This window comes from Streptomyces scopuliridis (assembly GCF_042790125.1).
GTDB classification, from domain to species: Bacteria; Actinomycetota; Actinomycetes; order Streptomycetales; family Streptomycetaceae; genus Streptomyces; species Streptomyces scopuliridis_A.
The window spans coordinates 128,781-154,863 of the sequence record NZ_JBHTZS010000018.1; the positions used below are offsets into that span (position 1 = coordinate 128,781).

Sequence of the window (26,083 nt, forward strand, 5' to 3'; positions counted from 1 at the left end):
CGCCCCAATCCGCCGAGAGGTCGGTCGTGCCCTGAAGGACAGCCCCCCGTGTACGTGCGCGCGTTCTTCCCCCTTGAGCCAGAGAACTCCGCATCCGTGCCCGCGTCCAGTGGGCGGCGGGCAAAGCGTCCATGCCCCGGGCGTGCGCCCCCGCGCGCATGGCCGGTTCCTTTTGTCCGAGCCCGTACGATGCCCGCCATGGCGAAGGCACCTGTACTCACGCCCCGGGCCGACGACTTCCCCCGTTGGTACCAGGATCTGATCAACAAGGCCGAACTGGCCGACAACGGGCCGGTGCGCGGCACGATGGTGATGAGGCCATATGGGTACGGTCTGTGGGAGCGGATGCAGCAGGAGCTGGACACCCGCATCAAGGCCGCCGGCGCCTCGAACGCGTACTTCCCGCTCTTCATCCCCCAGTCGTATCTGACCCGGGAGGCGGCGCACGTCGAGGGTTTCGCGCCCGAACTGGCGGTCGTCACGCACGGCGGCGGCAAGGACCTGGAGGAGCCGGTCGTCGTACGGCCCACCTCCGAGACGATCGTCAACGAGTACTTCGCCAAGTGGGTGCGCAGCTACCGCGATCTTCCGCTGCTGATCAACCAGTGGGCCAATGTCGTCCGCTGGGAGATGCGCCCCCGTGTCTTCCTGCGCACCACCGAATTCCTCTGGCAGGAGGGCCACACCGCCCATGCCACCTACGAGGACGCCAGGGACTACGCCGCGCACATCCACCGGAACGTCTACGCGGACTTCATGACCGAGGTCCTCGGGATCGATGTCGTCCTCGGCCGCAAAACCGCGCGCGAGCGCTTCGCCGGGGCCGTCAACACCCTCACGCTCGAAGGGATGATGGGCGACGGCAAGGCCCTCCAGCTGGGCACGAGCCATGAGCTGGGGCAGAACTTCGCGAGGGCCTTCCACACCCGGTATCTGTCGAAGGAGGGCACCGAGGAACTGGTCTGGCAGACCTCCTGGGGTGCCTCGACCCGGATGGTCGGCGGACTGATCATGTCGCACGGCGACGACGACGGGCTGCGCGTCCCGCCGCGCCTCGCCGCCGTCCAGGCCGTCGTGCTGGCCATCAAGGACGACGAGCCGGTCCTGGCCGCCGTCCGCGAGACCGCCGACCGGCTCCGGCTCGCGGGCGTCCGCGTCCAGATCGACGACCGCACCGACATCCCCTTCGGCCGCCGGGCCGTCGACTGGGAGCTGAAGGGCGTGCCCGTACGGATCGAGATCGGCCCGCGCGACCTGGAGAACGGCACCGCGATGCTCGTACGCCGGATCCCGGGCGGCAAGGAGCCGGTGGCCGTCGGGGCCCTCGCCGGACTGCTGCCCACGGTCCTGGAGGACGACCAGGCGCTGCTGCTGACGGAGTCCAGGGCGCGCCGCGAGGCCCGTACCGCCGATGTCTCCACCGTCGAGGAGGCCGCCGAAGCCGCCGGCGCGGGCGGCTGGGCACGCATCCCCTGGGCGACGCTGGGTACCCGGGGGGAGGCGGCTCTCGCCGAGCGCGGGGTCTCCGTACGGTGTCTGGTCGCCGAGGACGGGGCGGTGCCGGAAACGGATGATGAGGCGGGTAGTGTCGCCATTGTGGCCCGCGCGTATTGAGCGGATCCGTCACCAGGAGTCCATCGAGTCCCCTGCCGGAGCCACCGCGCCGGAGCCCCCCTCGAAGCGGAGCGCCTCTTGAGGAGCCCCCTCAAGAGGAAGCGCCGGTGTACGTAGATCGTCTACGCGTCGAAGCGTACGTGGCGCTACGTACCACCTTGGTAGGAGCTGTGAGACTTCTCCGCAGATCAGCGCACCCGCCCTCGTCCGGACACATCAACGGCAACTGACGGGTACGTGCAAATTATTTGGGATGCCCCGTAATGGAACCCGGGAGGGCTCCGGCTCGTTGTTCACGACGTGAGCACGACACCACCTGTCCTCGCCGCAGAGCTGGCGCAGGCGTGGGCCGATATTCAGCGGTCCCACCCCGAGCTGCCGGATCTTGCCGCGCCAGAGTCCCTGATCGGAGAGTCGTCGTCCGCCTGTGGCGCCGAGCTCTCTTTCGAACGACTGCTTCACGAAGCGGTCCACGGCATCGCCGCGGCCAGAGGTGTCCGTGACACCTCGCGGGCGGGCCGCTATCACAACCGCCGATTCCTCGCGATCGCCGAGGAGATGGGCCTCGACCATCCCGAGGAGCCGCATCCCAGCAGCGGCTTCTCCCTGGTCTCGCTCAGCCCCGAGGCGAAGCGGCGGTACCGGCCCACCATCGAGCGATTGCAGCGCGCTCTCAAGGCGCACACGGTCGCGACGGCCGCCGACACCAAGCGCAGCTTCCGCGGTCCGGCCGCCAGACACGGCTCGTCCGGCGGCGGGGTGCGCGTCAAGGCGGTCTGCGACTGCGGGCGGAACGTCCGGGTCGTACCGTCGGTCCTCGCCCAGGCCCCGATCGTCTGCGGCGGCTGCGGCAAGCCCTTCCGTATCCCCGAAGTGGTCGGCGCCGCGGGCTGAGTGGCCGGCCGCCCGGCCGCCGCCTGCCGCTGCCCGCCGCCGGGTCATGCCCGGTCGCGGTCGTATGGCAGAATGACCAGCTGTACTCGACAGTCGCACAGGACCCCTCTCTCCTCCGGCTGACGCGTCCATCGGGCGGATCGGGTACCGCAACCCCACGCGGCATCCCGTTGTGCCCAACCACGTCAAGACCAGGAGACACCACTCCAGTGGCAGTCAAGATCAAGCTGAAGCGTCTGGGCAAGATCCGTTCGCCTCACTACCGCATCATCGTCGCCGACTCCCGTACCCGCCGTGACGGCCGGGCCATCGAGGAGATCGGTCTGTACCACCCGGTGCAGAACCCCTCGCGCATCGAGGTCGACTCGGAGCGCGCGCGTTACTGGCTGTCCGTCGGCGCCCAGCCGACCGAGCCGGTTCTCGCGATCCTCAAGCTCACCGGTGACTGGCAGGCGCACAAGGGCCTGCCGGCCCCCGCGCCGCTGCTCCAGCCGGAGCCGAAGGCCGACAAGCGCGCCCTCTTCGAGGCCGCCGCGAAGGACGCCGGCGACGAGCCCAAGGGTGAGGCGATCACTCAGAAGGCCAAGAAGTCCGACAAGAAGGCCGACGAAGCCGGGACCGAGTCCTCGGCCGCCGCCGAGTCGACCGAGGCCTGAGCATGCTCGAGGAGGCTCTCGAGCACCTCGTGAAGGGCATCGTCGACAACCCGGACGAAGTGCAGGTGGCCTCGCGCAACCTGCGCCGCGGCCGTGTGCTGGAGGTCCGGGTGCACCCGGACGACCTCGGCAAGGTGATCGGCCGCAACGGCCGCACCGCACGTGCTCTGCGGACCGTCGTGGGCGCCATCGGCGGCCGTGGCATCCGCGTCGATCTCATCGACGTGGACCAGGTTCGCTGAGACAGCAGAACACCGGCAGGGGCCGGGAGGGCCACGGCCTTCCCGGCCTTCGCTGTTTCCGGTGCGTGATCGTTTCCGGTGCGTGATCGTGACAAGAAGGTGGAGTGTCAGTGCAGTTGGTGGTCGGGCGGGTGGGCCGCGCCCATGGGATCAAGGGTGAGGTCACCGTCGAGGTACGTACGGACGAGCCCGAACTGCGGCTCGGCCCCGGTGCCGTACTCGCCACGGAACCGGCCCAGGCCGGACCGCTGAGGATCGAGACGGGCCGGGTGCACAGCGGCAGGCTGCTGCTGCGCTTCGAGGGCGTACGCGACCGTACGGGCGCCGAGGCGCTGCGCAATGTCCTGCTGATCGCGGAGGTCGACCCCGAGGAACTCCCGGAGGATCCCGAGGAGTTCTACGACCATCAGCTGATGGACCTGGATGTGGTGCTGGCCGACGGCACGGAGGTCGGGCGGATCACCGAGATCTCCCATCTGCCGTCGCAGGACCTGTTCATCGTGGAGCGGCCGGACGGCAGCGAGGTGATGATCCCCTTCGTGGCGGAGATCGTCACCGAGATCGACCTGGAGGAGCAGCGGGCCGTCATCGACCCGCCGCCGGGTCTGATCGACGACAGGGCGGAGATCGCCTCCAGCCGCGACGATTCCGCCGGCGAGGACGCGTCCGGTGGCGAAGGCGCGTCCGGTGACGGAGGCACGTCCGGTGGGGACCACGCGTCCGGTAAGGACGGCGGCTGATGCGGCTCGATGTGGTCACGATCTTCCCGGAGTATCTGGAGCCGCTGAACGTCTCGCTCGTCGGCAAGGCCCGCGCGCGCGGACGGCTCGACGTCCACGTACACGACCTCCGGCGCTGGACGTACGACCGGCACAACACGGTGGACGACACCCCGTACGGCGGCGGTCCCGGCATGGTCATGAAGACCGAGCCCTGGGGCGACGCGCTGGACGACGTCCTGGCGAGCGGCTACGAGTCGGGCGCCCATGGCCCGGTCCTGGTCGTCCCCACGCCCAGTGGGCGCCCCTTCACCCAGGAACTGGCAGTCGAACTGTCCGAGCGGCCCTGGCTGGTCTTCACCCCCGCGCGCTACGAGGGCATCGACCGCCGGGTCATCGACGAGTACGCGACCCGGATACCGGTGGTCGAGGTCTCCATCGGTGACTATGTGCTCGCCGGCGGCGAGGCCGCCGTACTGGTGATCACCGAGGCCGTGGCCCGGCTGCTGCCCGGTGTCCTCGGCAACGCGGAGTCGCACCGCGACGACTCCTTCGCCCCCGGCGCGATGGCGAATCTGCTGGAGGGCCCCGTCTATACGAAGCCGCCGGAGTGGCGCGGGCGCGGGATCCCGGATGTGCTGCTCAGCGGCCACCACGGCAGGATCGCGCGCTGGCGGCGGGACGAGGCGTTCCGGCGTACGGCCCTCAACCGGCCCGATCTGATCGAGCGTTGCGACCCCGCGTCCTTCGACAAGAAGGACCGCGAGATGCTCTCCATCCTGGGCTGGGCGCCTGAGCCCGGTGGCCGATTTTGGCGCAGGCCCGAGGCCATGGAAGAATAGGCCGCTGCCGTACGTCCGATGTGCGCCCCTGCCACAGGGGGAACGACGCCCGCCCGACGCGAACGGCACCTCGGAACTCCCTCTCGATATCCGCTGATGACCTGTGGCATCAGCGAGGAAGCAGACCTTCATGGCCAGCCTGCTCGACGTCGTCGACGCATCGTCGCTCCGCAGCGACCTCCCCGCTTTCCGTCCCGGCGACACCGTGAACGTTCACGTGCGTGTCATCGAGGGCAACCGCTCCCGTATCCAGCAGTTCAAGGGCGTGGTCATCCGCCGCCAGGGCTCCGGTGTCCGTGAGACCTTCACGGTCCGCAAGGTCTCCTTCTCCGTCGGCGTCGAGCGCACCTTCCCGGTGCACAGCCCGATCTTCGAGAAGATCGAGCTCGTCAGCCGCGGTGACGTCCGTCGCGCCAAGCTGTACTACCTCCGTGAGCTGCGCGGCAAGGCCGCGAAGATCAAGGAGAAGCGCGACAAGTAGGCCCCGCGTCGTCCGGGGCCCCCTCGGACGCGCACCCGGGTCCACAGGGCCGCCGGATAGGATCTGGCCCCGATGGACACCGAAGCAGTGCAGACGGAGCGCGATCGCTCTTCCGTATCCCAGGAGGGGACGGAGGAGGGGTCGCGCTCCGCGCGTTCCTCCCGGCGGCTCCGGGGGCCGCGCGAGGTCTCCTGGGGCAGGACGGGGGCGCTCGGGCTCGTCTGCGCCGTCTTCGCGCTGCTCCTCAGCAGCTTCGTGGTACAGCCGTTCCTGATCCCCAGCGGCTCGATGGAGCCCACGCTCCAGGTCGGGGACCGCGTGCTCGTCAACAAGTTGGCGTACCGTTTCGGTACCGCGCCGGAGCGCGGTGATGTGGTGGTCTTCGACGGCACCGGATCCTTCGTCCAGGAGCCGCCGGAGGAGAACCCCGTCACCGGGCTGCTGCACGGGGCGGCCGCGGCCCTGGGTCTCGCCGAGCCCGCCGAGACCGACTTCGTCAAGCGCGTGGTCGGGGTGGGGGGTGACCGTGTGGTCTGCTGCGACAAGGGGGGCAGGGTCGAGGTGAACGGCCGGGCTGTGGACGAGCGGTATCTGTACGCCGGTGATGTGGCCTCCAGCGTCCCCTTCGACATCGTCGTACCCCAGGGCACCCTCTGGGTGATGGGCGACCACCGCAGCAATTCGCGTGATTCCCGCGACCATCTCGGCGACCCCGGCGGCGGCATGGTGCCCGTGGACAAGGTCATCGGACGGGCGGACTGGATCGGCTGGCCGCTGGACCGCTGGGCCGTTCTGGAGCCGACAACGGCCTTCCACGACGTACGGACGCCGGGTGACGGCCGGACCTCGGACGGCATAGCGACCCCGGGCGGCGCGCATGGGTAAGCGGGGGCGCCCCCGCGGCCCCGGCCATGGGGCCGACACCCGGCTGCCGACCGGATCACGGCCCACCACCGGCCGGACGCTGCCGGGGCGCGCGGAGCGCCGTAAGCTCGCGCGCCGGGTCAAACGGCGCCGTCGCAGGGCCGCGGCGAAGGAGATACCGGTGCTCATCGCCGTGGCGGTGCTGATCGCGCTGGTCCTCAAGACGTTTCTGGTGCAGGCCTTCGTGATCCCCTCGGGATCGATGGAGCAGACGATCAAGGTCAGTGACCGGGTGCTGGTGGACAAGCTGACGCCGTGGTTCGGCTCGAAGCCGGAGCGCGGCGATGTCGTGGTCTTCAAGGACCCCGGCGGCTGGCTCCGGGACGAGAAGCCGCCGCCGGACACCTCGCCCGTCGTGATCAAGCAGGTCAAGCAGGCGCTCACCTTCATCGGACTGCTGCCGTCCGCCGACGAGCAGGATCTGATCAAGCGGGTCGTCGCGACCGGCGGGGACACCGTCAAGTGCTGCGACCGGGACGGCAAGGTCACCGTCAACGGCACCCCGCTCAACGAGCCGTATCTGAACCCCGGGAACGCGCCCTCCACGATCCCCTTCGAGGTGAAGGTGCCGGCCGGACGTATCTTCGTGATGGGGGACCACCGGTCCAATTCGGCCGACTCCCGCTTCCACCTCCAGGAGGCGGACAAGGGAACCGTCTCGGAGGACGAGGTCGTGGGCCGCGCGGTCGTCATCGCGTGGCCGGTCGGTCACTGGCGGCGACTGGAGGAGCGGGAGACCTACGCATCGGTCCCGGACCCGCGCGCCGCGCCGCCGACGGCACTGGGGCCGTCCCATAGTGTGTCTTCCCAGGATCTGAACGGATTGATCCGGCTCCCGAGCCCTGCGGAACTCCCGCTCGTTATGGGAGTGGTGGGTCTGTCCCGTCTCCGGGGCAGACGATCGCACGGAGTAATCGCACGGAGTGAGGAGTGGATGTGGGGGATGTGGCGGTCGGCGCACGATCCGGACACGATGATCCCGAGGAGGGACGCGAGCAGCTCGCCGAGTCGCCCGAAAACGTGACGGACCGGCCGGCGGAACGCGGGAGCGGGGCCGACGGGATCCATGACGGCGACAAGGACGGCGAGAGCGACAGAGAGGGATCGGGCGAGAGGAAGCCGCGCTCCTTCTGGAAGGAGCTGCCCCTTCTCATCGGGATCGCGCTTCTGCTGGCGCTTCTGATCAAGACTTTCCTGGTACAGGCGTTCTCGATCCCCTCGGACTCGATGCAGGACACCCTGCAACGGGGCGACCGGGTGCTGGTGGACAAGCTCACCCCCTGGTTCGGCTCCGAGCCCGAGCGCGGTGAGGTCGTCGTCTTCCACGACCCGGGCGGCTGGCTGGACGACACCCAGGCACCCGAGCCGAATGTGGCACAGCGGTTCCTGAGCTTCATCGGGCTGATGCCGTCCTCCGAGGAGAAGGATCTGATCAAGCGGGTCATCGCGGTCGGCGGCGACACGGTGGAGTGCAAGAAGGGTGAAAAGGTCCAGGTCAACGGGGTTCCGTTGAACGAGACGGACTACATCTTCCCGGGCAACACTCCCTGTGACGACAAGCCTTTCGGGCCGATCGATGTGCCCAAGGGCAGCATCTGGGTGATGGGTGACCACCGGCAGAACTCGCTGGACTCCCGCTACCACCAGGAGCTGACCGGAAACGGCACGGTCTCCAACGACGAGGTCGTCGGGCGCGCGTTCGTGGTGGCCTGGCCGGTCAACCGCTGGTCGGTGCTTCCGGTGCCCGGCACGTTCGATCAGTCCGGGCTGAGCGCGGCGGCGTCGGTGGCCTCGGCCGCGGCTCCGGGGGCGCTGGGCCTCGCCGGAGCGGTGCCGCTCGTACTGTGGCGCCGAAGGAGGCTGACCCGGGGGCGTACCGCCGGGTAGGGTGCCGTCCCGGATCGTCGATCTCCGAGGATCATTCTCCGGAACGGTGGAGTGATCGTTCTCCGGAACGGGGGGAGTGCTGGGATGAGCGGAACAGGACGGGCGGAACGTTCAAACGGCGGCCACGGCCGCCTCGGCAGTGTGCTGTCGGGGCTGGCCGTGGCCGTCGGCTGTGTGCTCTTCCTCGGCGGGTTCGTCTGGGGGGCCGTCGAGTACCGGCCGTACACCGTCCCGACCAACTCGATGGACCCGACCGTGAAGGCGGGTGACCGGGTGCTGGCGCAGCGGATATCCGGCGACGAGGTACGCCGGGGCGATGTGGTGGTCTTCAAGGACGCGGACTGGGCCAATATGCCGATGCTGAAGCGGGTGGTCGCGGTCGGTGGCGACACGATCGCCTGCTGTGACGCGGAGGGCCGGCTCACCGTCAATGGCACGGCGGTCGAGGAGCCGTATGTACGGGGAATGACCGGCGGGCGGGCGTCCACGACCGACTTCGACGCGACCGTGCCCGAGGGGAAGCTGTTCCTGCTCGGTGATGAACGCAGCGGTTCGCTGGACTCCCGGGTCCATCTGGAGGACGCGGGACAGGGATCGGTGCCGCGCTCGGCGGTCGACGCGCGCGTGGACGCCGTGGCCTGGCCGCTGGGCGGGGTGATCGAGCGGCCGGCGGGCTTCGCGGCGCTGCCGGGCGGGGTGTCCGGGCCGGGGCCGGTGCGGCTGATCGTGGTGGCGGTGGTGGCCGGGGCGCTGCTGATCTTCGGCGGCGCGGCGTACGGGCCGGTCGCCCGGCGGTTCTCGAAGCCGCGGGGTGGCGGCAGGAGTGGTGAAGGGGTGTCCGCGGGTGTCCGCTGAATCCGCTGGGGCTGGTGGGCCTGGTGGGCCTGGTGGGGCTGGTGGGTCTGGTGGGGCCGGCGGTCCGGGCGGACCGGGCGGGTCTGCCGGGACTGACCAGGCGGGCGGACGGGCGCTGCGGAAGGTGGCGCGGGTGGTGCTGCTGGATCCGGAGGACCGGATTCTGCTGCTGCACGGATACGAGCCCGGTGACCCGGACGACGACTGGTGGTTCACGCCCGGCGGGGGCCTGGAGGGCGACGAGACCCGGGAGGAGGCCGCGCTGCGCGAGCTGGCGGAGGAGACCGGGATCACACAGGTGGAGCTGGGGCCCGTGCTGTGGCGCCGGACCTGCTCGTTCCCGTTCGACGGCCGCCGCTGGGACCAGGACGAGTGGTACTTCCTGGCGCGCACGACACAGACCGAGACGTCGGCCGAGGGGCTGACCGAGCTGGAGCTGCGGAGTGTCGCGGGGCTGAGGTGGTGGACCTCCGCCGAACTGTCGGCGGCGCGTGAGACGGTGTATCCGACCAGGCTCGCCGAGCTGCTGCGCACGCTGCTCGACGAGGGTCCTCCAGGTGAGCCGGTGGACCTCGCCCCCGAAAGCGTCTAGGGGCGCGGGTGCCGGAGCACAATAGGGGGACGTACGGCTGAAGGGGAACATGCCATGAGCGCCGAGGACCTCGAGAAGTACGAGACCGAGATGGAGCTGAAGCTCTACCGGGAGTACCGAGATGTCGTCGGTCTGTTCAAATACGTGATCGAGACCGAGCGTCGCTTTTATCTCACCAATGACTACGAGATGCAGGTGCACTCGGTGCAGGGTGAGGTTTTTTTCGAGGTCACGATGGCGGATGCCTGGGTGTGGGACATGTACAGGCCGGCCAGGTTCGTCAAGCAGGTACGGGTGCTCACATTCAAGGATGTGAATATCGAGGAGCTGAACAAGAGCGACCTCGAACTCCCCGGCGGCTGAAGAACATGATCGAACGTGATCGGGCAGGGGCGCTGAGGCCGGGGCGCTAAGGCCGGGGCGCTAAGGCCGGGGCGCTGGGGCGCCACGGACGAGTGAGCGAGTTTTCCACAACCGCCGGGTTGTCCACCAAGATCCACGAGCTTCGGGCGGTCGCGTCAGAGTCGGTACCGGAGGTGGTGCCGAAATGAACGCGACGGGGGCACTGGGGCGGTACGGCGAGGATCTGGCGGCGCGGCGGCTGGCCGACGCGGGGATGACCGTACTGGCGCGCAACTGGCGGTGCGGCAGGGTCGGCGAGATCGACATCGTGGCCCGCGACAAGGACGGCGGCGGGCGGGACGTCCTGGTCGTCTGCGAGGTGAAGACCCGCAGATCCGGCTGGTTCGAACATCCGATGGCCGCGGTCACGCCGGTGAAGGCGGAGCGGCTGAGACGGCTCGCGGACTGCTGGCTGGAGCGGTACGGCGGTCCGCCGCCCGGCGGGGTGCGTATCGATCTGATCGGGGTGCTGCTGCCGGGCCGGGGCGCGCCGGTGGTCGAGCACGCCCAGGGGGTGGCCTGATGGGGTTCGCGCGTGCGTGCTCGGTGGCGCTGGTGGGTGTCGAGGGGGTGGTGGTCGAGGTCCAGGCGGACCTGGAGCCGGGAGTGGCCGCCTTCACCCTGGTGGGGCTGCCCGACAAGAGTCTGGTGGAGAGCCGCGACCGGGTGCGGGCGGCCGTGGTGAACTCCGGGGGCGAGTGGCCGCAGAAGAAACTCACGGTGGGGCTGAGCCCCGCCTCCGTCCCGAAGGGCGGCAGCGGGTTCGATCTCGCCGTGGCGGCGGCGGTGCTCGGGGCCGCCGAACGGGTCGATCCCAAGGCCATCGCCGATCTGGTGCTGATCGGTGAGCTGGGCCTGGACGGACGGGTCAGACCGGTGCGCGGGGTGCTGCCGGCCGTGCTCGCGGCGGCCGAGGCGGGATATCGCCAGGTCGTCGTCCCCGAGCAGACCGCGGGCGAGGCTTCCCTGGTGCCGGGGGTGTCGGTCCTCGGGGTACGGACCCTGCGCCAGCTCATCGCCGTTCTGACCGACGAACCGGTGCCCGAGGAGGCGCCGGAGACCGCGCGAGGACGTCCCGACGCGATGCTCGCGGGGCTGATGGTGCCCGGCGCCGGGGTGGGCACCGGTCTGGCCACGGGCGCCGGGGCGGGCGAAGGACACCGGCCGGATCTCGCGGATGTGGCCGGTCAGGAAGCGGCCCGTACGGCGCTGGAGGTGGCCGCCGCGGGCGGGCACCACCTGCTGCTCCACGGACCGCCGGGGGCCGGCAAGACGATGCTGGCGGAGCGGCTGCCCGGTGTCCTGCCGCCGCTGACCAGACAGGAATCCCTGGAGGTCACCGCCGTGCACTCGGTGGCGGGCATACTGCCGCCCGGCGAGCCGCTCGTCCACATGCCGCCGTACTGCGCACCCCACCACTCGGCGACGATGCAGTCCCTGGTCGGCGGGGGCAACGGGCTTCCCCGGCCCGGCGCGGTGTCGCTGGCCCACCGGGGCGTGCTCTTCCTCGACGAGGCGCCGGAGTTCTCGGGCCGGGCGCTGGACGCTCTGCGGCAGCCGCTGGAGTCCGGCCATGTGGTGGTGGCCCGCAGCGCCGGGGTGGTACGGCTGCCCGCGAGGTTCTTGATGATCCTGGCGGCGAATCCCTGTCCATGCGGGCGGCACACCCTGGTGGGGGCGGCGTGCGACTGTCCGCCCTCGGCGATCCGCCGCTACCAGGCCCGGCTGTCCGGGCCGCTGCTCGACCGGGTCGATCTCCGGGTCGGCGTGCAGCCGGTCCACCGCGCGGATCTGCTGGGCCAGGGCGGCAGGGGCGAGTCCACGGCAGCGGTGGCCGCGCGGGTACGAGGCGCCCGGCAGCGGTCGGCGGCCCGGCTGGACGGCACGCCGTGGACGGTCAACAGCGAGGTGCCCGGCCATGAGCTGCGTACGCGCTGGCCCGTCGCCCCCGGAGCGCTCGCGGCGGCCGAACGCGATCTGGAACGCGGCCTGCTCACCGCGCGCGGCCTGGACCGGGTGCTGCGGGTGGCGTGGACGGTCGCGGACCTCGCCGGGCGCGCCCGGCCCGAATCGCGCGATGTGGCCCTGGCGCTGGAGCTGCGTACCGGCGTCGCCCGGGGCGCGGCGGTGGCCGGAGCGGCGTCATGACCTCCGCCGGCCCGGGGGAGCGGCTGGCGCGCGCCGCGCTCACGCGGATTCTGGAACCGGGCGACGAGTACGGCGGACGGTGGCTGCGCAGGTTCGGGGCGGCGGGGCTGCTGGAGCTGCTCACCTCGCGGGGCGCGGGACCGGAGCCGTTCACCGAGGTCGGTGAACGGCGGCTCGGCGGCTATCGGATACGGGCGGCGGCGGCCGACCCCGAGCGCGATCTGGCGGCGGTGAGCGCGCTCGGCGGCCGGTTCCTCTGCCCCGGCGACCGGGAGTGGCCCAGCCAGCTCGACGATCTGAAGGAGGCCGCGCCCATCGGGCTGTGGGTACGGGGCGCCGCGGATCTCCGGCTCTGGTCACTGCGCTCCGTCGCCGTGGTCGGCGCCAGGGCGTGTACTCCGTACGGGGCACATATGGCGGCGAGTCTGGGCTCGGGTCTGGCCGAGCGCGGCTGGGTGGTGACCTCCGGTGCGGCGTTCGGTGTCGACGGCGCGGCCCACCGCGGCGCGCTGGCGGCCGACGGCGCCACCGTGGCCGTCCTCGCCTGCGGAGTCGATGTGGTCTATCCGCGCGGTCATACGGAGTTGATCGGACGCATCGCCGAACAAGGGCTGGTCATCGGTGAATTACCGCCGGGCGACCATCCCACCCGTAGCAGGTTCGTGCTCCGTAACCGCGTGATCGCCGCGCTCACCAGGGGGACCGTCGTGGTGGAGGCGGAGTACCGCAGCGGATCGCTGGTCACCGCGCGCGCCGCGCAACGTCTCGGCCGCTTCACGATGGGCGTGCCCGGCCCCGCCACCAGCGGCCTCTCGGCGGGTGTGCACGAACTGCTGCGAGGTGAGGGAGTGCTGGTCACGGACGCCGCGGAAGTGGTCGAGCTGGTGGGCGACATGGGCGAACTGGCACCGCTCCGGCGCGGCCCCGTACTCCCCAGGGATCTGCTGGACCCGGTCAGCGCACGGGTTCTGGAGGCGCTGCCCGCCCGGGGTGCCTCGCGGGGGCCGGAGATCGCGCGCGGCGCGGGCACGACCACGGACGAGGCGCTGGGCAGATTGTACGAACTGCACTCGTTGGGGTTTGTCGAACGGCATGGCGACGGCTGGCAGTTGGCCGTCGCGCGGCGAGGCGGTACTTGACCTGGGGCATTCGGGTGAAAAGGTGATGAGGATGACCCCTGGCTCACGATCGGTGACACTCCGGGGGCCGGCGCGGGCGGCGTCGGCCCCGGATCGAGGGTGTGGCCGGCGGCGTCCATCGAGGCGGGTGCGGGCGCCCGTTCCTCGCTCAGCGCGACGCTTCAGTCACGCTACGCTCACCTGCATTCCGGCCACCCCGACAGATGTCCCCCCGCTCGTCACAGCAGAACGGCTCAAGGCAACGCATGCCCCAGCACACCTCCGGGTCTGACCGCGCGGCGGCGCCCCCTGCCGCCCGGAGCGGCGTGCGGCCCCCCGCGCCCGCGTCGCTCGACGAGTTGTGGCGGTCGTACAAGACCACGGGCGACGAGCGGCTGCGGGAGCAGTTGATCCTGCACTACTCGCCGCTGGTGAAGTACGTGGCGGGCCGGGTGAGTGTGGGGCTGCCGTCCAATGTCGAGCAGGCCGACTTCGTCTCCTCCGGGGTCTTCGGTCTGATCGACGCGATCGAGAAGTTCGACATCGAGCGCTCCATCAAGTTCGAGACCTACGCGATCACCCGTATCCGCGGCGCCATGATCGACGAGCTCCGCGCCCTGGACTGGATCCCGCGCTCCGTACGGCAGAAGGCCAGAGCCGTCGAGCGCGCCTACGCCACGCTGGAGGCCCAGCTGCGGCGTACCCCCACGGAGTCCGAGGTCGCCGCCGAGATGGGGATCGCGCTGGAGGAACTGCACGCGGTTTTCAGCCAGTTGTCCCTGGCGAACGTCGTGGCGCTGGAGGAGCTGCTGCATGTCGGCGGCGAGGGCGGCGACCGGCTCAGCCTCATGGACACCCTGGAGGACACCGCCGCCGACGATCCGGTGGAGGTCGCCGAGGACCGTGAGCTGAGACGGTTGCTCGCACGGGCCATCAACACCCTCCCCGACCGGGAGAAGACCGTCGTCACGCTCTACTACTACGAGGGCCTCACACTCGCCGAGATCGGCCATGTCCTCGGGGTGACCGAGAGCCGGGTCAGCCAGATCCACACAAAGTCCGTGCTGCAACTACGGGCGAAGCTGGCCGACGTCGGACGCTGACGCTGTGTCGCCGCCCCCCTCATCCGTAGAGTGGAGGCGTGCCCAGGATTCGAGCGGCCTCCGTGGCCGAGCACCGGACCATGCAGCGAGGCGCCCTGCTGGACGCCGCGCGCTCCCTTCTGTCCGAAGGCGGTACGGACGCGCTGACCTTCCCCGCACTCGCCGAGCGCACCGGCCTCGCCAGGTCCTCCGTCTATGAGTACTTCCGCTCGCGCGCCGCCGTCGTCGAGGAACTGTGCGCCGTCGACTTCCCGGTCTGGGCGGCCGAGGTCGAGGCGGCCATGGCCGGGGCGGAGACGCCCGAGGCCAAGATCGAGGCGTATGTGCGCCGTCAGCTCGCGCTGGTCGGGGACCGGCGGCACCGCGCGGTCGTCGCCATCTCCGCGAGCGAGCTGGACGCGGGCGCCCGGGAGAAGATCCGGGCCGCGCACGGCGGTCTGATCGCCATGATCGTGGAGGCTCTTGGCGAACTGGGCCACGAACAGCCCCGGCTCGCCGCCATGCTGCTCCAGGGCGTGGTGGACGCGGCGGTCAGACGCATCGAACTCGGCGCGGCCGAGGCGCCCCCGGAGATCGCCGAGGCGGCCGTCTCCATGGCACTGCGCGGCGTACGGGGCTGAGCGCCGGAGCGCGTACGCCGGGGAACGCGCCGCCGCCACCCACGAAGCGCCCTGCTCGACCCCGCCGGGCTCCGGCTCGGGAACGCCGAAGACCGGCAGGAGCCGTGAAGGGCCCCGGCGCAGCAGCTCGCGGGGCAGCAGGGACAGCGGGTTGAGATAGACCGCGCCCCGCAGCAGACCCCAGTGCAGACAGCCGCCCGCGCAGTGGGACGTCGTGCCTGTTCTCGTGCCTGTCAGTGTGGCGACCCGCTGGCCCGCCGTCACGTCGTCCCCTTCGGCGACGAGCGGTGACACCGGTTCGTAGGTGATCCGCAGCGGCGGATCGCCCGTACCGGACAGCGTGATCGAGAGCACCCCGCGCCCCGCCACCTGTCCCGCGAAGGAGACCCGGCCGGCGGCCGCCGCCCGTACCGGCTCCCCGGCCGCCGCGGCCAGATCCACCCCGCGATGACCTGGACCGTACGCCGAAGCGGGTGGCTCCCAGCCCCGCAGCACCGCGGGGCGAGAGCCCACCGGCCAGGCCCGGTCGGTCCGGAAGCCGCCCCCGGGCGCTTCCGCGGCCACCGCCTCCGGTGCCCCGAACCCGAGCGGCGCCGCCCCGAACCCGATCGGTGCCGGAACGACGGCGAGGAGAACGACGGCGAAGAGTGCGAGGAGCGCGGGAAATGGGTCGAGCGTGCCGAAGCGGCTACGGAGAGTGGTCATGTGGTCCACGGTCGCGCACGAGAACCCCATCGCGCTGATCATGAACGGGATCTGTGGAGTACCGACCGGTTGTGGACAGCGCCGTCACCCAGGGGTGCGAAGGTCCCGTACACTTCTTGTGGCGATCCGGGTCACCGGGTCGACTTCGCACGCCCCGCCATCGGCCCCTTCGCGCCGATGTCAGCGCTTCTCGGTCTCGGACTTCCGTGGCACAGCGCACCGGGGCGTCAGGCGCGACTGCCGTCCGGCGGACGCGACAACCGAGTATCTCAAGGAGTACGGCCATGGCCGTCGTCACGATGCGGGAGCTGCTGGAAAGCGGCGTCCACTTCGGTCACCAGACCCGTCGCTGGAACCCGAAGATGAAGCGCTTCATCTTCACCGAGCGCAACGGCATCTACATCATCGACCTGCTCCAGTCGCTGTCGTACATCGACCGCGCCTACGAGTTCGTCAAGGAGACCGTCGCGCACGGCGGCTCCATCATGTTCGTCGGTACGAAGAAGCAGGCCCAGGAGGCCATCGCCGAGCAGGCGACGCGCGTCGGCATGCCCTACGTCAACCAGCGCTGGCTGGGCGGCATGCTCACCAACTTCTCCACCGTCTACAAGCGCCTTCAGCGTCTGAAGGAGCTTGAGCAGATCGACTTCGAGGACGTGGCCGCCTCCGGTCTCACCAAGAAGGAGCTGCTGGTCCTCTCCCGCGAGAAGGCCAAGCTGGAGAAGACCCTCGGTGGTATCCGCGAGATGCAGAAGGTGCCCAGCGCCGTCTGGATCGTCGACACCAAGAAGGAGCACATCGCCGTCGGTGAGGCGCGCAAGCTCCACATCCCGGTCGTCGCGATCCTCGACACCAACTGCGACCCCGACGAGGTCGACTACAAGATCCCGGGCAACGACGACGCGATCCGCTCCGTCACCCTGCTCACCCGCGTGATCGCCGACGCCGTCGCCGAGGGCCTCATCGCCCGTTCCGGCGTCGCCACCGGTGACTCGAAGCCGGGCGAGAAGGCCGCCGGCGAGCCGCTCGCCGAGTGGGAGCGCGACCTGCTCGAGGGCGAGAAGAAGGACGACGCCGAGAAGCCGGCCGAGGCCAAGGCCGAGGGCGACGTCCAGACCTCCGCCGAGACGGAGAAGGTCGCCGACGCGGAGCAGGCCGAGGCTCCGGCCGCGGACACCGAGCAGGCCTGACCTTTCCCAGGTTCGGTAGTTGACGGCGGGGGCCCACCGGCCCCCGCCGTTCACCCGTAGATCCTTCAGACCTTCGAGAGAGAATTACAGATCATGGCGAACTACACCGCCGCTGACGTCAAGAAGCTCCGTGAGCTCACCGGCGCCGGCATGATGGACTGCAAGAAGGCGCTCGACGAGGCCGACGGCAACGTCGACAAGGCCGTCGAGCTGCTCCGCGTCAAGGGCCAGAAGGGCGTCGCCAAGCGCGAGGGCCGTTCGGCCGAGAACGGCGCCGTCGTCTCCCTCATCTCCGAGGACAAGACGTCCGGCGTTCTGCTGGAGCTGAAGTGCGAGACGGACTTCGTCGCCAAGGGTGACAAGTTCCAGACCGTCGCCAACACGCTCGCCGCGCACGTCGCCGCGACGTCCCCGGCCGACCTCCCGGCGCTGCTCGCCTCCGAGATCGAGGCCGGCAAGACCGTCCAGGCGTATGTCGACGAGGCGAACGCCAACCTCGGCGAGAAGATCGTCCTGGACCGCTTCGCGCAGTTCACCGGCGGTTACGTGGCCGCCTACATGCACCGCACCATGCCCGACCTCCCGCCGCAGGTCGGCGTCCTCGTCCAGCTGGACAAGGAGAATGCCGAGGTTGCCAAGGACGTCGCGCAGCACATCGCCGCCTTCGCCCCGAAGTACCTCAGCCGCGACGAGGTCCCGGCCGAGACGGTCGAGAACGAGCGCCGCGTGGCCGAGGCCACCTCGCGCGAGGAGGGCAAGCCCGAGGCCGCCCTGCCGAAGATCGTCGAGGGTCGTGTCAACGGCTTCTTCAAGGAGGTCGTCGTCACGGAGCAGGCGTTCGCCAAGGACAACAAGAAGTCCGTCCAGAAGGTCCTGGACGAGGCCGGCGTCGCCCTGACGCGCTTCGTGCGCATCAAGGTCGGCGTCTGAGTCTGTACGCGATCAACCGAAGACCCCGATAGGGTCTGACGCAGTCGTCCGGGTACCTGTCGGGCGGCCGCAGATCTGACGAGGAGGCCATTGCCGCACAGGGAACCGCAAGGACCCCGGCAATGGCCTTCTTCGTATGCGCACGAGGAGATCTCCATGGAACAGGCCGACACAAGCGACGACGGCAAGAAGAGCGACGACGGCAGGAACCACGGCCACGGCCGCTTCATGCTGAAGCTGTCCGGTGAGGCGTTCGCCGGCCGGGGAGCGCTCGGCGTCGACCCCGATGTCGTCCACGCCATCGCCCGCGAGATCGCCGCCGTCGTCCGGGACGGCGCCCAGATCGCGGTCGTCATCGGCGGGGGCAACTTCTTCCGGGGCGCCGAACTCCAGCAGCGCGGCATGGACCGGGCGCGCTCCGACTACATGGGCATGCTCGGCACGGTCATGAACTGCCTCGCCCTCCAGGACTTCCTGGAGAAGGAGGGCATCGACTCCCGGGTCCAGACCGCCATCACCATGGGCCAGGTCGCGGAGCCGTACATCCCCCTCCGCGCCGTGCGCCACCTGGAGAAGGGCCGCGTCGTGATCTTCGGCGCCGGTATGGGCATGCCGTACTTCTCCACCGACACCACGGCAGCCCAGCGTGCGCTGGAGATCGACGCCGAGGCATTGTTGATGGGGAAGAACGGGGTCGACGGGGTGTACGACTCCGACCCCAAGACCAACCCCGCCGCGGTCAAGTTCGACGCCCTGGAGTACGGCGAGGTGATCGCCGGTGATCTGCGCGTCGCCGACATGACCGCCATCACGCTGTGCCAGGACAACAAATTGCCGATCCTCGTCTTCGAATTGCTGAAGGAAGGCAATATCGCGCGTGCGGTCAAGGGTGAGAAGATCGGCACGCTCGTGAGCGACCAGGGCACCCGGAGCTGATCCGGGGCTGCCCCGCACGGGGATGGACAAAGCCCTGCCGGTCGGACACCGTGCAGGAGAAGACGCGACGCAGGATCCGCCGGCCGATTCGCACGCCGGGCCCACTCAAGACACGCAGGAGCAAGTGGTGATCGAAGAGACCCTCCTCGAGGCCGAGGAGAAGATGGAGAAGGCCGTCCTGGTCGCGAAAGACGACTTCGCCGCGATCCGCACAGGGCGGGCGCACCCGGCGATGTTCAACAAGATCGTGGCGGACTACTACGGTGCCCTGACCCCGATCAACCAGCTCGCCTCGTTCGCCGTGCCCGAGGCGCGGATGGCCGTGGTGACCCCGTTCGACAAGAGCGCGCTGCGCAATATCGAGCAGGCGATCCGCGACTCCGACCTCGGCGTCAATCCGAGCAACGACGGCAACATCATCCGGGTGGTGTTCCCCGAGCTGACGCAGGACCGCCGCAAGGAGTTCATCAAGGTCGCCAAGACCAAGGCCGAGGACTCGAAGATCTCGATCCGCGCGGTCCGCCGCAAGGCCAAGGAGACCATCGACAAGCTGATCAAGGACGGCGAGGTCGGCGAGGACGAGGGCCGCCGCGCCGAGAAGGAGCTCGACGACACCACCGCGAAGTATGTCGCGCAGGTGGACGAGCTGCTCAAGCACAAGGAAGCCGAGCTGCTAGAGGTCTGATGAACGACTCTTCCCGGGGAGCCTCGTCGACAGCCGGATACTGGGGACCGACCGACCCGGGGGCTGTCCCGGCGGGTCCCGCATACGATGAGCATCCCGCACAGCAGACTCGGCCCATGCCCATCGTGCCCGACGGACCCCCCGACAGCGGGGACCAGAACGACGGCCGGGGGGCCGCTCGGCCGGGCGGCCCCCTGTTCCGTGACGAGACTCCGCAGGAGCCCATGGCAGCCCCTCCGCCACCCCCGCCGAAGAAGCGGGCCGGACGTGATCTGCGTGCGGCCATAGGGGTCGGTCTCGGACTCGGCGCGGTGGTCGCGGCCTCGCTCTTCATCGTCAAGGCCGTCTTCATCGGTGTCATAGCGATCGCGGTGGTGATCGGGCTGTGGGAGCTGACCTCACGGCTCGATGAGAAGAAGGGCATCAAGGCGCCGCTCGTCCCGCTGGCCGTCGGCGGCGCCGCGATGGTCATCGCCGGATACGCGCGGGGCGCGGAGGGCGCCTGGGTCGCGATGGCCCTCACCGCGCTCGCGGTGCTGATCTGGCGGATGACGGAACCGCCCGAGGGCTATCTCAGGGATGTGACGGCGGGGGTTTTCGCCGCGTTCTACGTACCGTTCCTGGCCACTTTCGTCGCGATGATGCTCACCGCGCACGACGGTCCCTGGCGGGTGCTGATGTTCCTGGTGCTGACGGTTGTCAGCGACACGGGCGCGTACGCGGTCGGCTGGCGCTTCGGTACGCACAAGCTGGCGCCCCGTATCAGCCCCGGCAAGACCTGGGAGGGGCTGGCCGGAGCCGTCGTCTTCGCGATGGTCGCCGGTGCGCTCTGCATGGAGTTCATGATCGACAACGGGGTCTGGTGGCAGGGACTGCTGCTGGGGCTCGCGGTCGCGGCCAGTGCCACCCTCGGTGATCTCGGCGAGTCCATGATCAAGCGGGATCTCGGCATCAAGGACATGGGCACCCTGCTGCCGGGCCACGGCGGGATCATGGACCGGCTGGACTCCCTGCTGCCCACGGCGCCGGTGGTCTGGCTGCTGCTGGTGCTCTTCGTCGGCTCGGGCTGACCCGTTACCCTGAAAGGGCTCGCCACTCACGGGTGGCGGGCCCTTTTGAGCCCCGCGGCTGTGAAGCCGTTCCCGTGAGGTCTCCCGGCACCGGCACAGTCCTGCCGTACTCCCCGCCGCGGCGGGGGCGCCCGGCCTCGCCGCACCGAGGAGATTTGGTTTTTCATGGCCCCGCCGACACCCGGAGAACTCACTTTCGTCGCGCCCCGCGGAGCCAAGAAGCCCCCGCGGCATCTCGCCGACCTCACCCCCGCCGAGCGCCGTGAGGCCGTCGCCGCGATCGGTGAGAAGCCGTTCCGCGCCCAGCAGCTCTCGCAGCACTACTTCGCGCGGTACGCGCACGACCCCGAGCAGTGGACCGACATCCCGGCCGCCGCGCGCCAGAAGCTCGCCACGGAACTGCTGCCCGAGCTGATGTCGGTGGTACGGCACATCTCGTGCGACGACGACACCACCCGTAAGACGCTCTGGCGGCTGCATGACGGCACCCTCGTCGAGTCGGTGCTGATGCGCTATCCGGACCGGGTCACCATGTGCATCTCCTCGCAGGCGGGCTGCGGGATGAACTGCCCGTTCTGCGCCACCGGCCAGGCGGGGCTGGACCGTAACCTCTCCACCGCCGAGATCGTGCACCAGATCGTCGACGGGATGCGGGCGCTGCGTGACGGCGAGGTCCCCGGCGGCCCCTCGCGGCTGTCCAACATCGTCTTCATGGGCATGGGCGAGCCGCTCGCCAACTACAACCGGGTGGTCGGGGCGATCCGCCGGCTGACCGACCCCGAGCCGGACGGTGTGGGCCTCTCACAGCGCGGGATCACCGTCTCGACGGTCGGTCTGGTGCCCGCGATGCTGCGCTTCGCCGACGAGGGTTTCAAGTGCCGGCTCGCGGTCTCCCTGCACGCGCCGGACGACGAGCTGCGCGACACCCTCGTCCCGGTCAACACGCGGTGGAAGGTACGGGAAGTACTGGACGCCGCCTGGGAGTACGCGGAGAAGTCGGGCCGCCGGGTCTCCATCGAGTACGCGCTGATCCGTGACATCAACGACCAGGCGTGGCGCGGCGACCGGCTGGGCCGGCTGCTCAAGGGCAAGCGGGTGCACGTCAATCTGATCCCGCTCAACCCGACGCCCGGCTCGAAGTGGACGGCGTCGCGCCCCGAGGACGAGAAGGCGTTCGTCGAGGCGATCGCGGCCCATGGGGTGCCGGTGACCGTACGGGACACCAGGGGCCAGGAGATCGACGGAGCGTGCGGGCAGTTGGCCGCCTCGGAGCGGTAGGAGCGGCTCGGTCGCCACGGGGTAACCTTGGCCTGAACGCATTGCATATTTTCCGACAGGGGAGCGCCACAGCGCTGAGAGTGCGGCATGTGTCCGTGGGAGCGGACAGCGGTCGCAGACCCTCTGAACCTTGCCCAGGTCATTCTGGGTAGGAAGTTCGGACACCACTCAAGCTGTAGCGCCCTGCCCGGAGTCCGGTCGGTACGGACTCCGGGCAGGGCCGCGTCTTCTCCTGGACATCCCAGGAGGAAAGTCAGTGAGCAGTACCCGTATCAGTACGAAGAGAGCGGCCGCCGCGGCGCTCGCCGCCGCGCTCGGTGTCTCGGCGCTCGCCGCCTGCGGCGGGTCCGGCGGTTCCGCGTCGTCCGGAGACGGAGAAGGCGGCGGCTCGGGGTCGAAGACCGTCACCCTGGTCAGCCATGACTCTTTCAACGCCTCGCCCGCCGTGCTCAAGGAGTTCACCAAGGAGACCGGCTACACAGTCAAGGTGCTGAAGAGCGGCGACGCCGGTGAGGCCCTGAACAAGGAGATCCTGACGAAGGGTTCGCCCCAGGGCGACGTCTTCTTCGGCGTCGACAACACCCTGCTCTCCCGCGCCCTCGACAACGGCCTGTTCACGCCGTACGAGGCGAAGGGCCTGGACCGCGTCGAGGAGAGCACACGGCTCGACAAGGACAAGAACCGCGTCACCCCGGTCGACACCGGCGATATCTGCGTCAACTATGACAAGAAGTACTTCGCGGACAAGAAGCTGACGCCGCCGCGGTCCTTCGACGATCTGATCAAGCCCCAGTACAAGAACCTGCTCGTCACCGAGAACGCCGCGACCTCCTCACCCGGCCTCGGCTTCCTGCTCGGCACGGTCGCGCGGTACGGCGACGACGGCTGGCAGGACTACTGGAAGAAGCTGAAGGACAACGGCGTACAGGTCGTGGACAGCTGGGAGCAGGCGTACAACGACTCCTTCTCCGGCTCCGCGGGCGGCAAGAAGGCCAAGGCCGACCGGCCGCTCGTCGTCTCGTACGCCTCCAGCCCGCCCGTCGAGGTGCTGTACGCCGAGCCGCGGCCGAAGGAAGCGCCGACCGGGGTCTCCACCGGCACCTGCTTCCGGCAGACCGAGTTCGCCGGTCTGCTGAACGGCGCGAAGAACGAGGCGGGCGGCAAGGCGCTGCTGGACTTCCTGATCAGCGAGAAGTTCCAGGCGGACATGCCGCTCAACATGTTCGTCAACCCCGTGGTCAAGGACGTCGCGCTGCCGGAGCTGTTCACGAAGTTCGGCGCGACCGTCGACACGCCCGAGACCGTGGCGCCCGGTACGATCGCCGCCCACCGTGAGCAGTGGATCCAGTCGTGGTCCTCACTCGTCGTGAAGTAACACCCAGGACGCCGGGGGACGGGCAGGCCGGGCGGGGCCGGTCCGGAGGGCGTGGGAACGCCGTCCGGCTCGCCCTCATGGCCCTGCCCGTCGCCTTCTTCGCCGTCTTCTTCGCCTACCCGGTGGCCGCGATCGTCGGCCGGGGACTGAAGGCGGACGGCGGCTGGCAGCTCGGCCGGGTCGGGGACGTGCTGACCCGCCCGGACATCCTCGGCGTTCTGTGGTTCACCACCTGGCAGGCGTTCGCCTCCACCGCGCTCACCCTGCTGCTCGCGCTCCCGGGCGCGTATGTCTTCGCGCGCTTCGACTTCCCCGGCAAACAGCTGCTGCGCGCGGTCGTCACCGTCCCGTTCGTGCTGCCGACCGTTGTCGTCGGCACCGCCTTCCTGGCGCTGCTCGGGCGTGGTGGACTCCTCGACGGCCTGTGGGGCGTACGGCTCGACACCTCCGTCTGGGCGATCCTCCTCGCTCATGTCTTCTTCAACTACGCGGTGGTCGTCAGAACGGTGGGCGGCCTGTGGTCGCAGCTCGACCCGCGCCAGGAGGAGGCCGCGCGGGTGCTCGGCGCGGGACGGCTCGCGGCCTGGTGGCGGGTGACCCTGCCGGCCCTCGGCCCCGCCGTCGCGGCCGCCGCGCTGATGGTCTTCCTCTTCACCTTCACCTCCTTCGGGGTCGTCCAGATCCTGGGCGGCCCCGGCTTCTCCACCCTGGAGGTGGAGATCTACCGGCAGACCGCGCAGCTCCTGGATCTGCCCACCGCCGCCGTGCTCACGCTGACGCAGTTCGCGGCGGTCGGCGCGATCCTGGCGGTGCACGCGTGGACCGTACGGAAGCGGGAGACCGCGCTCCGGCTGGTCGACCCCGCGCTGACCGCCCGCCGGCCGCGCGGCGCCGGGCAGTGGGCGCTCCTCGGCGCGGTGCTCGGCACCGTACTGCTGCTGATCCTGGTGCCGTTGGGGGTGCTCGTCGAACGCTCCCTGGGCGGACCCGGCGGATACGGATTCGACTTCTACCAGGCCCTCGGATCAGTGGAGTCCAGCGGCGGTACCTTCCTCGTACCACCGCTCGAAGCGGTCTGGAACTCCCTGCGGTACGCGCTCGTCGCGACCGTCATCGCGCTGGTGGTGGGCGGACTGGCCGCCGCCGCGCTCACCCGGCGCGCGGGCCGCCTCGTACGGGGCTTCGACGCGCTGCTGATGCTGCCGCTCGGCGTCTCGGCCGTGACCGTCGGGTTCGGTTTCCTGATCACGCTGGACAAGCCGCCGCTGGATCTGCGTGCCTCCTGGATCCTGGTGCCGCTCGCCCAGGCGCTGGTGGGGGTCCCCTTCGTCGTACGGACGATGCTGCCGGTGCTGCGGGCGGTGGACGGACGGCTGCGCGAGGCGGCGGCCGTCCTCGGGGCGTCGCCGCTGCGGGCCTGGCGGGAGGTGGATCTGCCGCTGGTACGGCGGGCGTCGCTGGTCGCCGCCGGGTTCGCGTTCGCCGTCTCGCTCGGCGAGTTCGGCGCGACGGTCTTCATCGCGCGCCCGGACCGGCCGACGCTGCCGGTGGCCGTGGCGCGGCTGCTGGGGCGGCCCGGCGAGCTGAACTACGGGCAGGCGATGGCCCTTTCCACGGTCCTGATGGTGGTGTGCGCGGTGTCGCTGCTGGCGCTGGAACGTATCCGTACCGACCGCTCGGGAGAGTTCTGATGGCCTTGCTGACCCTGTCGGACGTGACCGTACGGTTCGGCGCCCGCACCGCGCTCGACGCGGTGGATCTGGAGATCGCCGAGCACGAGATCGTCTGTGTGCTGGGGCCGAGCGGCAGCGGTAAGTCGACGCTGCTGCGGGTGGTCGCCGGGCTCCAGGAGCCGGCCGGCGGACGGATGGCGCTCGACGGTTCCGACCAGTCGGGGGTACCGGCGCACCGGCGCGGCGTCGGCCTGATGTTCCAGGACCACCAGCTCTTCCCGCAGCGTGACGTGCGCGGCAATGTCGCCTTCGGCCTGCGGATGCGCGGCGTCGGCCGGGACGAACAGGCCCGTCGCGTCGAGGAGTTGCTCGACCTCGTCGGACTGCCGGGGGCCGGCCGCCGGTCCGTCGCCGAGCTGTCCGGCGGCGAACAGCAGCGGGTCGCGCTGGCACGGGCGCTCGCGCCGCGACCGCGGCTGCTGATGCTGGACGAACCGCTCGGCCAGCTGGACCGGAGCCTGCGCGAACGGCTCGTCGTCGAACTGCGCGGTCTGTTCGGGCGGTTGGGTACGACCGTGCTCGCCGTCACCCATGACCAGGGCGAGGCCTTCGCGCTCGCCGACCGGGTGGTGGTGATGCGCGACGGCCGCATCGCCCAGACCGGCACCCCGCTGGAGGTCTGGCAGCGCCCGGCCTCCGCCTTCGTCGCGCGGTTCCTCGGCTTCGACAATGTCGTGGACGCGACGGTGACCGGCGCGCTCGCCGACACGGTCTGGGGAAGGATCCCGCTCCCCGACGGATCTGCCCAGGGCGAGCGGACGGTGCTGGTACGGCCCGCCGGCGTACGTCTCGTGGCCCCCGGTGAAGGACTGCGCTGCACGGTCGGGGCGCGTACGTTCACGGGCAGCCGGGTCTCCGTACTGCTACGACCCGACGGACCCGCGGGCGCGCCGGACATCGAGGCCGAGTGCGGGCTGCGCGAGGCGCCCGAGGAGGGCGCGGAGGTGGGCGTCGCCTTCGCCGCCGAGGAGGTGGTGGTGCTGCCGGGGGAGGGGCGGAGCGCCGCTCAGGGGGTGCGGGCGGCGGCGATGACGTAGCCGGGTCAGCCCGTGCTCCCGGTCCTGGAAACGCGGAACCGGCCGTG

26 protein-coding genes and 2 pseudogenes are annotated in these 26,083 nt (G+C 70.2%); 27 read left to right on the top strand and 1 reads right to left on the bottom strand.

Annotation, left to right across the window (positions count from 1 at the left end; translation table 11 throughout):
- Positions 1-198 precede the first annotated feature (198 nt).
- From proS to ACFRKB_RS25755, 18 genes and pseudogenes are all read left to right on the top strand, one after another.
- Entirely contained in the window at positions 199-1,614 is a 1,416-nt protein-coding gene (proS, locus tag ACFRKB_RS25670) for a proline--tRNA ligase (protein WP_383108767.1), read from the top strand.
- A gap of 300 nt (positions 1,615-1,914) precedes the next feature.
- A complete protein-coding gene (locus tag ACFRKB_RS25675) occupies positions 1,915-2,508 on the top strand; it encodes a hypothetical protein (protein WP_030351743.1) in 594 nt (197 codons plus the stop codon).
- A gap of 209 nt (positions 2,509-2,717) precedes the next feature.
- Positions 2,718-3,164: a 30S ribosomal protein S16 gene (rpsP, locus tag ACFRKB_RS25680; RefSeq protein WP_129772198.1), complete on the top strand. Its 447-nt coding sequence runs from the start codon at positions 2,718-2,720 to the stop codon at positions 3,162-3,164.
- 2 nt (positions 3,165-3,166) lie between these two features.
- Positions 3,167-3,406: an RNA-binding protein gene (locus ACFRKB_RS25685; RefSeq protein ID WP_030351741.1), complete on the top strand. Its 240-nt coding sequence runs from the start codon at positions 3,167-3,169 to the stop codon at positions 3,404-3,406.
- A gap of 110 nt (positions 3,407-3,516) precedes the next feature.
- On the top strand, positions 3,517-4,146 hold the full coding sequence (gene rimM / locus ACFRKB_RS25690; RefSeq protein WP_383108800.1) for a ribosome maturation factor RimM: 630 nt from the start codon (positions 3,517-3,519) through the stop codon (positions 4,144-4,146).
- Complete coding sequence (gene trmD, locus ACFRKB_RS25695; RefSeq protein WP_383108768.1) at positions 4,146-4,967, top strand: tRNA (guanosine(37)-N1)-methyltransferase TrmD; 822 nt, start codon at positions 4,146-4,148, stop codon at positions 4,965-4,967. The genes rimM and trmD overlap by 1 nt, the downstream gene beginning before the upstream one ends.
- Before the next feature lie 130 nt (positions 4,968-5,097).
- Positions 5,098-5,448 carry a 50S ribosomal protein L19 gene (gene rplS / locus ACFRKB_RS25700; RefSeq protein ID WP_383108770.1) on the top strand — a complete coding sequence of 117 codons (351 nt, stop codon included), beginning with the start codon at positions 5,098-5,100 and terminating at the stop codon, positions 5,446-5,448.
- A 72-nt stretch (positions 5,449-5,520) separates the two neighbouring features.
- Positions 5,521-6,333: a signal peptidase I gene (gene lepB, locus ACFRKB_RS25705; protein ID WP_383108771.1), complete on the top strand. Its 813-nt coding sequence runs from the start codon at positions 5,521-5,523 to the stop codon at positions 6,331-6,333.
- Positions 6,326-7,442: pseudogene (gene lepB, locus ACFRKB_RS25710) on the top strand (signal peptidase I). Before lepB (ACFRKB_RS25705) ends, lepB (ACFRKB_RS25710) begins: the two are co-directional and overlap by 8 nt.
- Complete coding sequence (gene lepB, locus ACFRKB_RS25715) at positions 7,435-8,259, top strand: signal peptidase I (protein ID WP_383108801.1); 825 nt, start codon at positions 7,435-7,437, stop codon at positions 8,257-8,259. The pseudogene lepB (ACFRKB_RS25710) and the gene lepB (ACFRKB_RS25715) overlap by 8 nt, the downstream one beginning before the upstream one ends.
- A gap of 84 nt (positions 8,260-8,343) precedes the next feature.
- On the top strand, positions 8,344-9,114 hold the full coding sequence (gene lepB, locus ACFRKB_RS25720) for a signal peptidase I (RefSeq protein WP_383108772.1): 771 nt from the start codon (positions 8,344-8,346) through the stop codon (positions 9,112-9,114).
- A gap of 115 nt (positions 9,115-9,229) precedes the next feature.
- On the top strand, positions 9,230-9,706 hold the full coding sequence (locus ACFRKB_RS25725; RefSeq protein ID WP_030351734.1) for an NUDIX hydrolase: 477 nt from the start codon (positions 9,230-9,232) through the stop codon (positions 9,704-9,706).
- A gap of 54 nt (positions 9,707-9,760) precedes the next feature.
- Positions 9,761-10,069, top strand: a complete 309-nt coding sequence (locus tag ACFRKB_RS25730; protein ID WP_014675276.1) for a DUF2469 domain-containing protein — start codon at positions 9,761-9,763, stop codon at positions 10,067-10,069.
- A gap of 184 nt (positions 10,070-10,253) precedes the next feature.
- Entirely contained in the window at positions 10,254-10,631 is a 378-nt protein-coding gene (locus ACFRKB_RS25735; protein ID WP_383108773.1) for a YraN family protein, read from the top strand.
- Positions 10,631-12,256, top strand: coding sequence for a YifB family Mg chelatase-like AAA ATPase (locus ACFRKB_RS25740; RefSeq protein ID WP_383108774.1), 1,626 nt, complete (start codon positions 10,631-10,633; stop codon positions 12,254-12,256). The genes ACFRKB_RS25735 and ACFRKB_RS25740 overlap by 1 nt, the downstream gene beginning before the upstream one ends.
- Positions 12,253-13,395 (top strand): DNA-processing protein DprA, encoded by a 1,143-nt coding sequence (dprA, locus tag ACFRKB_RS25745; RefSeq protein ID WP_383108776.1) that lies wholly within the window; start codon positions 12,253-12,255, stop codon positions 13,393-13,395. The genes ACFRKB_RS25740 and dprA overlap by 4 nt, the downstream gene beginning before the upstream one ends.
- 245 nt (positions 13,396-13,640) lie before the next feature.
- Positions 13,641-14,477, top strand: coding sequence for an RNA polymerase sigma factor WhiG (whiG, locus tag ACFRKB_RS25750; protein ID WP_383108777.1), 837 nt, complete (start codon positions 13,641-13,643; stop codon positions 14,475-14,477).
- A gap of 80 nt (positions 14,478-14,557) precedes the next feature.
- Positions 14,558-15,097, top strand: coding sequence for a TetR/AcrR family transcriptional regulator (locus tag ACFRKB_RS25755; protein ID WP_078490686.1), 540 nt, complete (start codon positions 14,558-14,560; stop codon positions 15,095-15,097).
- Between the two features lie 207 nt (positions 15,098-15,304).
- On the opposite strand, the pseudogene ACFRKB_RS25760 reads toward ACFRKB_RS25755, so the two are convergent.
- Positions 15,305-15,844: pseudogene (locus tag ACFRKB_RS25760) on the bottom strand (peptidoglycan DD-metalloendopeptidase family protein); the annotation flags it as partial.
- A gap of 242 nt (positions 15,845-16,086) precedes the next feature.
- Between ACFRKB_RS25760 and rpsB the strand changes: the two are divergent.
- From rpsB to ACFRKB_RS25805, 9 genes are all read left to right on the top strand, one after another.
- The gene (gene rpsB, locus ACFRKB_RS25765) at positions 16,087-16,992 is read left to right on the top strand and encodes a 30S ribosomal protein S2 (RefSeq protein WP_383108778.1); all 906 of its coding nucleotides are present in this window, start codon (positions 16,087-16,089) and stop codon (positions 16,990-16,992) included.
- 93 nt (positions 16,993-17,085) lie between these two features.
- Entirely contained in the window at positions 17,086-17,922 is an 837-nt protein-coding gene (gene tsf / locus ACFRKB_RS25770; RefSeq protein WP_365976751.1) for a translation elongation factor Ts, read from the top strand.
- 156 nt (positions 17,923-18,078) lie between these two features.
- Positions 18,079-18,858 (top strand): UMP kinase, encoded by a 780-nt coding sequence (gene pyrH, locus ACFRKB_RS25775; protein ID WP_365976750.1) that lies wholly within the window; start codon positions 18,079-18,081, stop codon positions 18,856-18,858.
- A gap of 127 nt (positions 18,859-18,985) precedes the next feature.
- The gene (gene frr, locus ACFRKB_RS25780; RefSeq protein ID WP_030351725.1) at positions 18,986-19,543 is read left to right on the top strand and encodes a ribosome recycling factor; all 558 of its coding nucleotides are present in this window, start codon (positions 18,986-18,988) and stop codon (positions 19,541-19,543) included.
- The gene (locus ACFRKB_RS25785) at positions 19,543-20,613 is read left to right on the top strand and encodes a phosphatidate cytidylyltransferase (RefSeq protein WP_383108780.1); all 1,071 of its coding nucleotides are present in this window, start codon (positions 19,543-19,545) and stop codon (positions 20,611-20,613) included. Before frr ends, ACFRKB_RS25785 begins: the two co-directional genes overlap by 1 nt.
- A 165-nt stretch (positions 20,614-20,778) precedes the next feature.
- On the top strand, positions 20,779-21,891 hold the full coding sequence (gene rlmN / locus ACFRKB_RS25790) for a dual-specificity RNA methyltransferase RlmN (RefSeq protein WP_383108781.1): 1,113 nt from the start codon (positions 20,779-20,781) through the stop codon (positions 21,889-21,891).
- A gap of 256 nt (positions 21,892-22,147) precedes the next feature.
- Entirely contained in the window at positions 22,148-23,266 is a 1,119-nt protein-coding gene (locus tag ACFRKB_RS25795; protein ID WP_383108782.1) for a thiamine ABC transporter substrate-binding protein, read from the top strand.
- Between the two features lie 77 nt (positions 23,267-23,343).
- Positions 23,344-24,957 (top strand): ABC transporter permease, encoded by a 1,614-nt coding sequence (locus ACFRKB_RS25800; RefSeq protein ID WP_383108783.1) that lies wholly within the window; start codon positions 23,344-23,346, stop codon positions 24,955-24,957.
- Positions 24,957-26,036, top strand: coding sequence for an ABC transporter ATP-binding protein (locus ACFRKB_RS25805; protein ID WP_383108785.1), 1,080 nt, complete (start codon positions 24,957-24,959; stop codon positions 26,034-26,036). Before ACFRKB_RS25800 ends, ACFRKB_RS25805 begins: the two co-directional genes overlap by 1 nt.
- Positions 26,037-26,083: the final 47 nt, after the last annotated feature.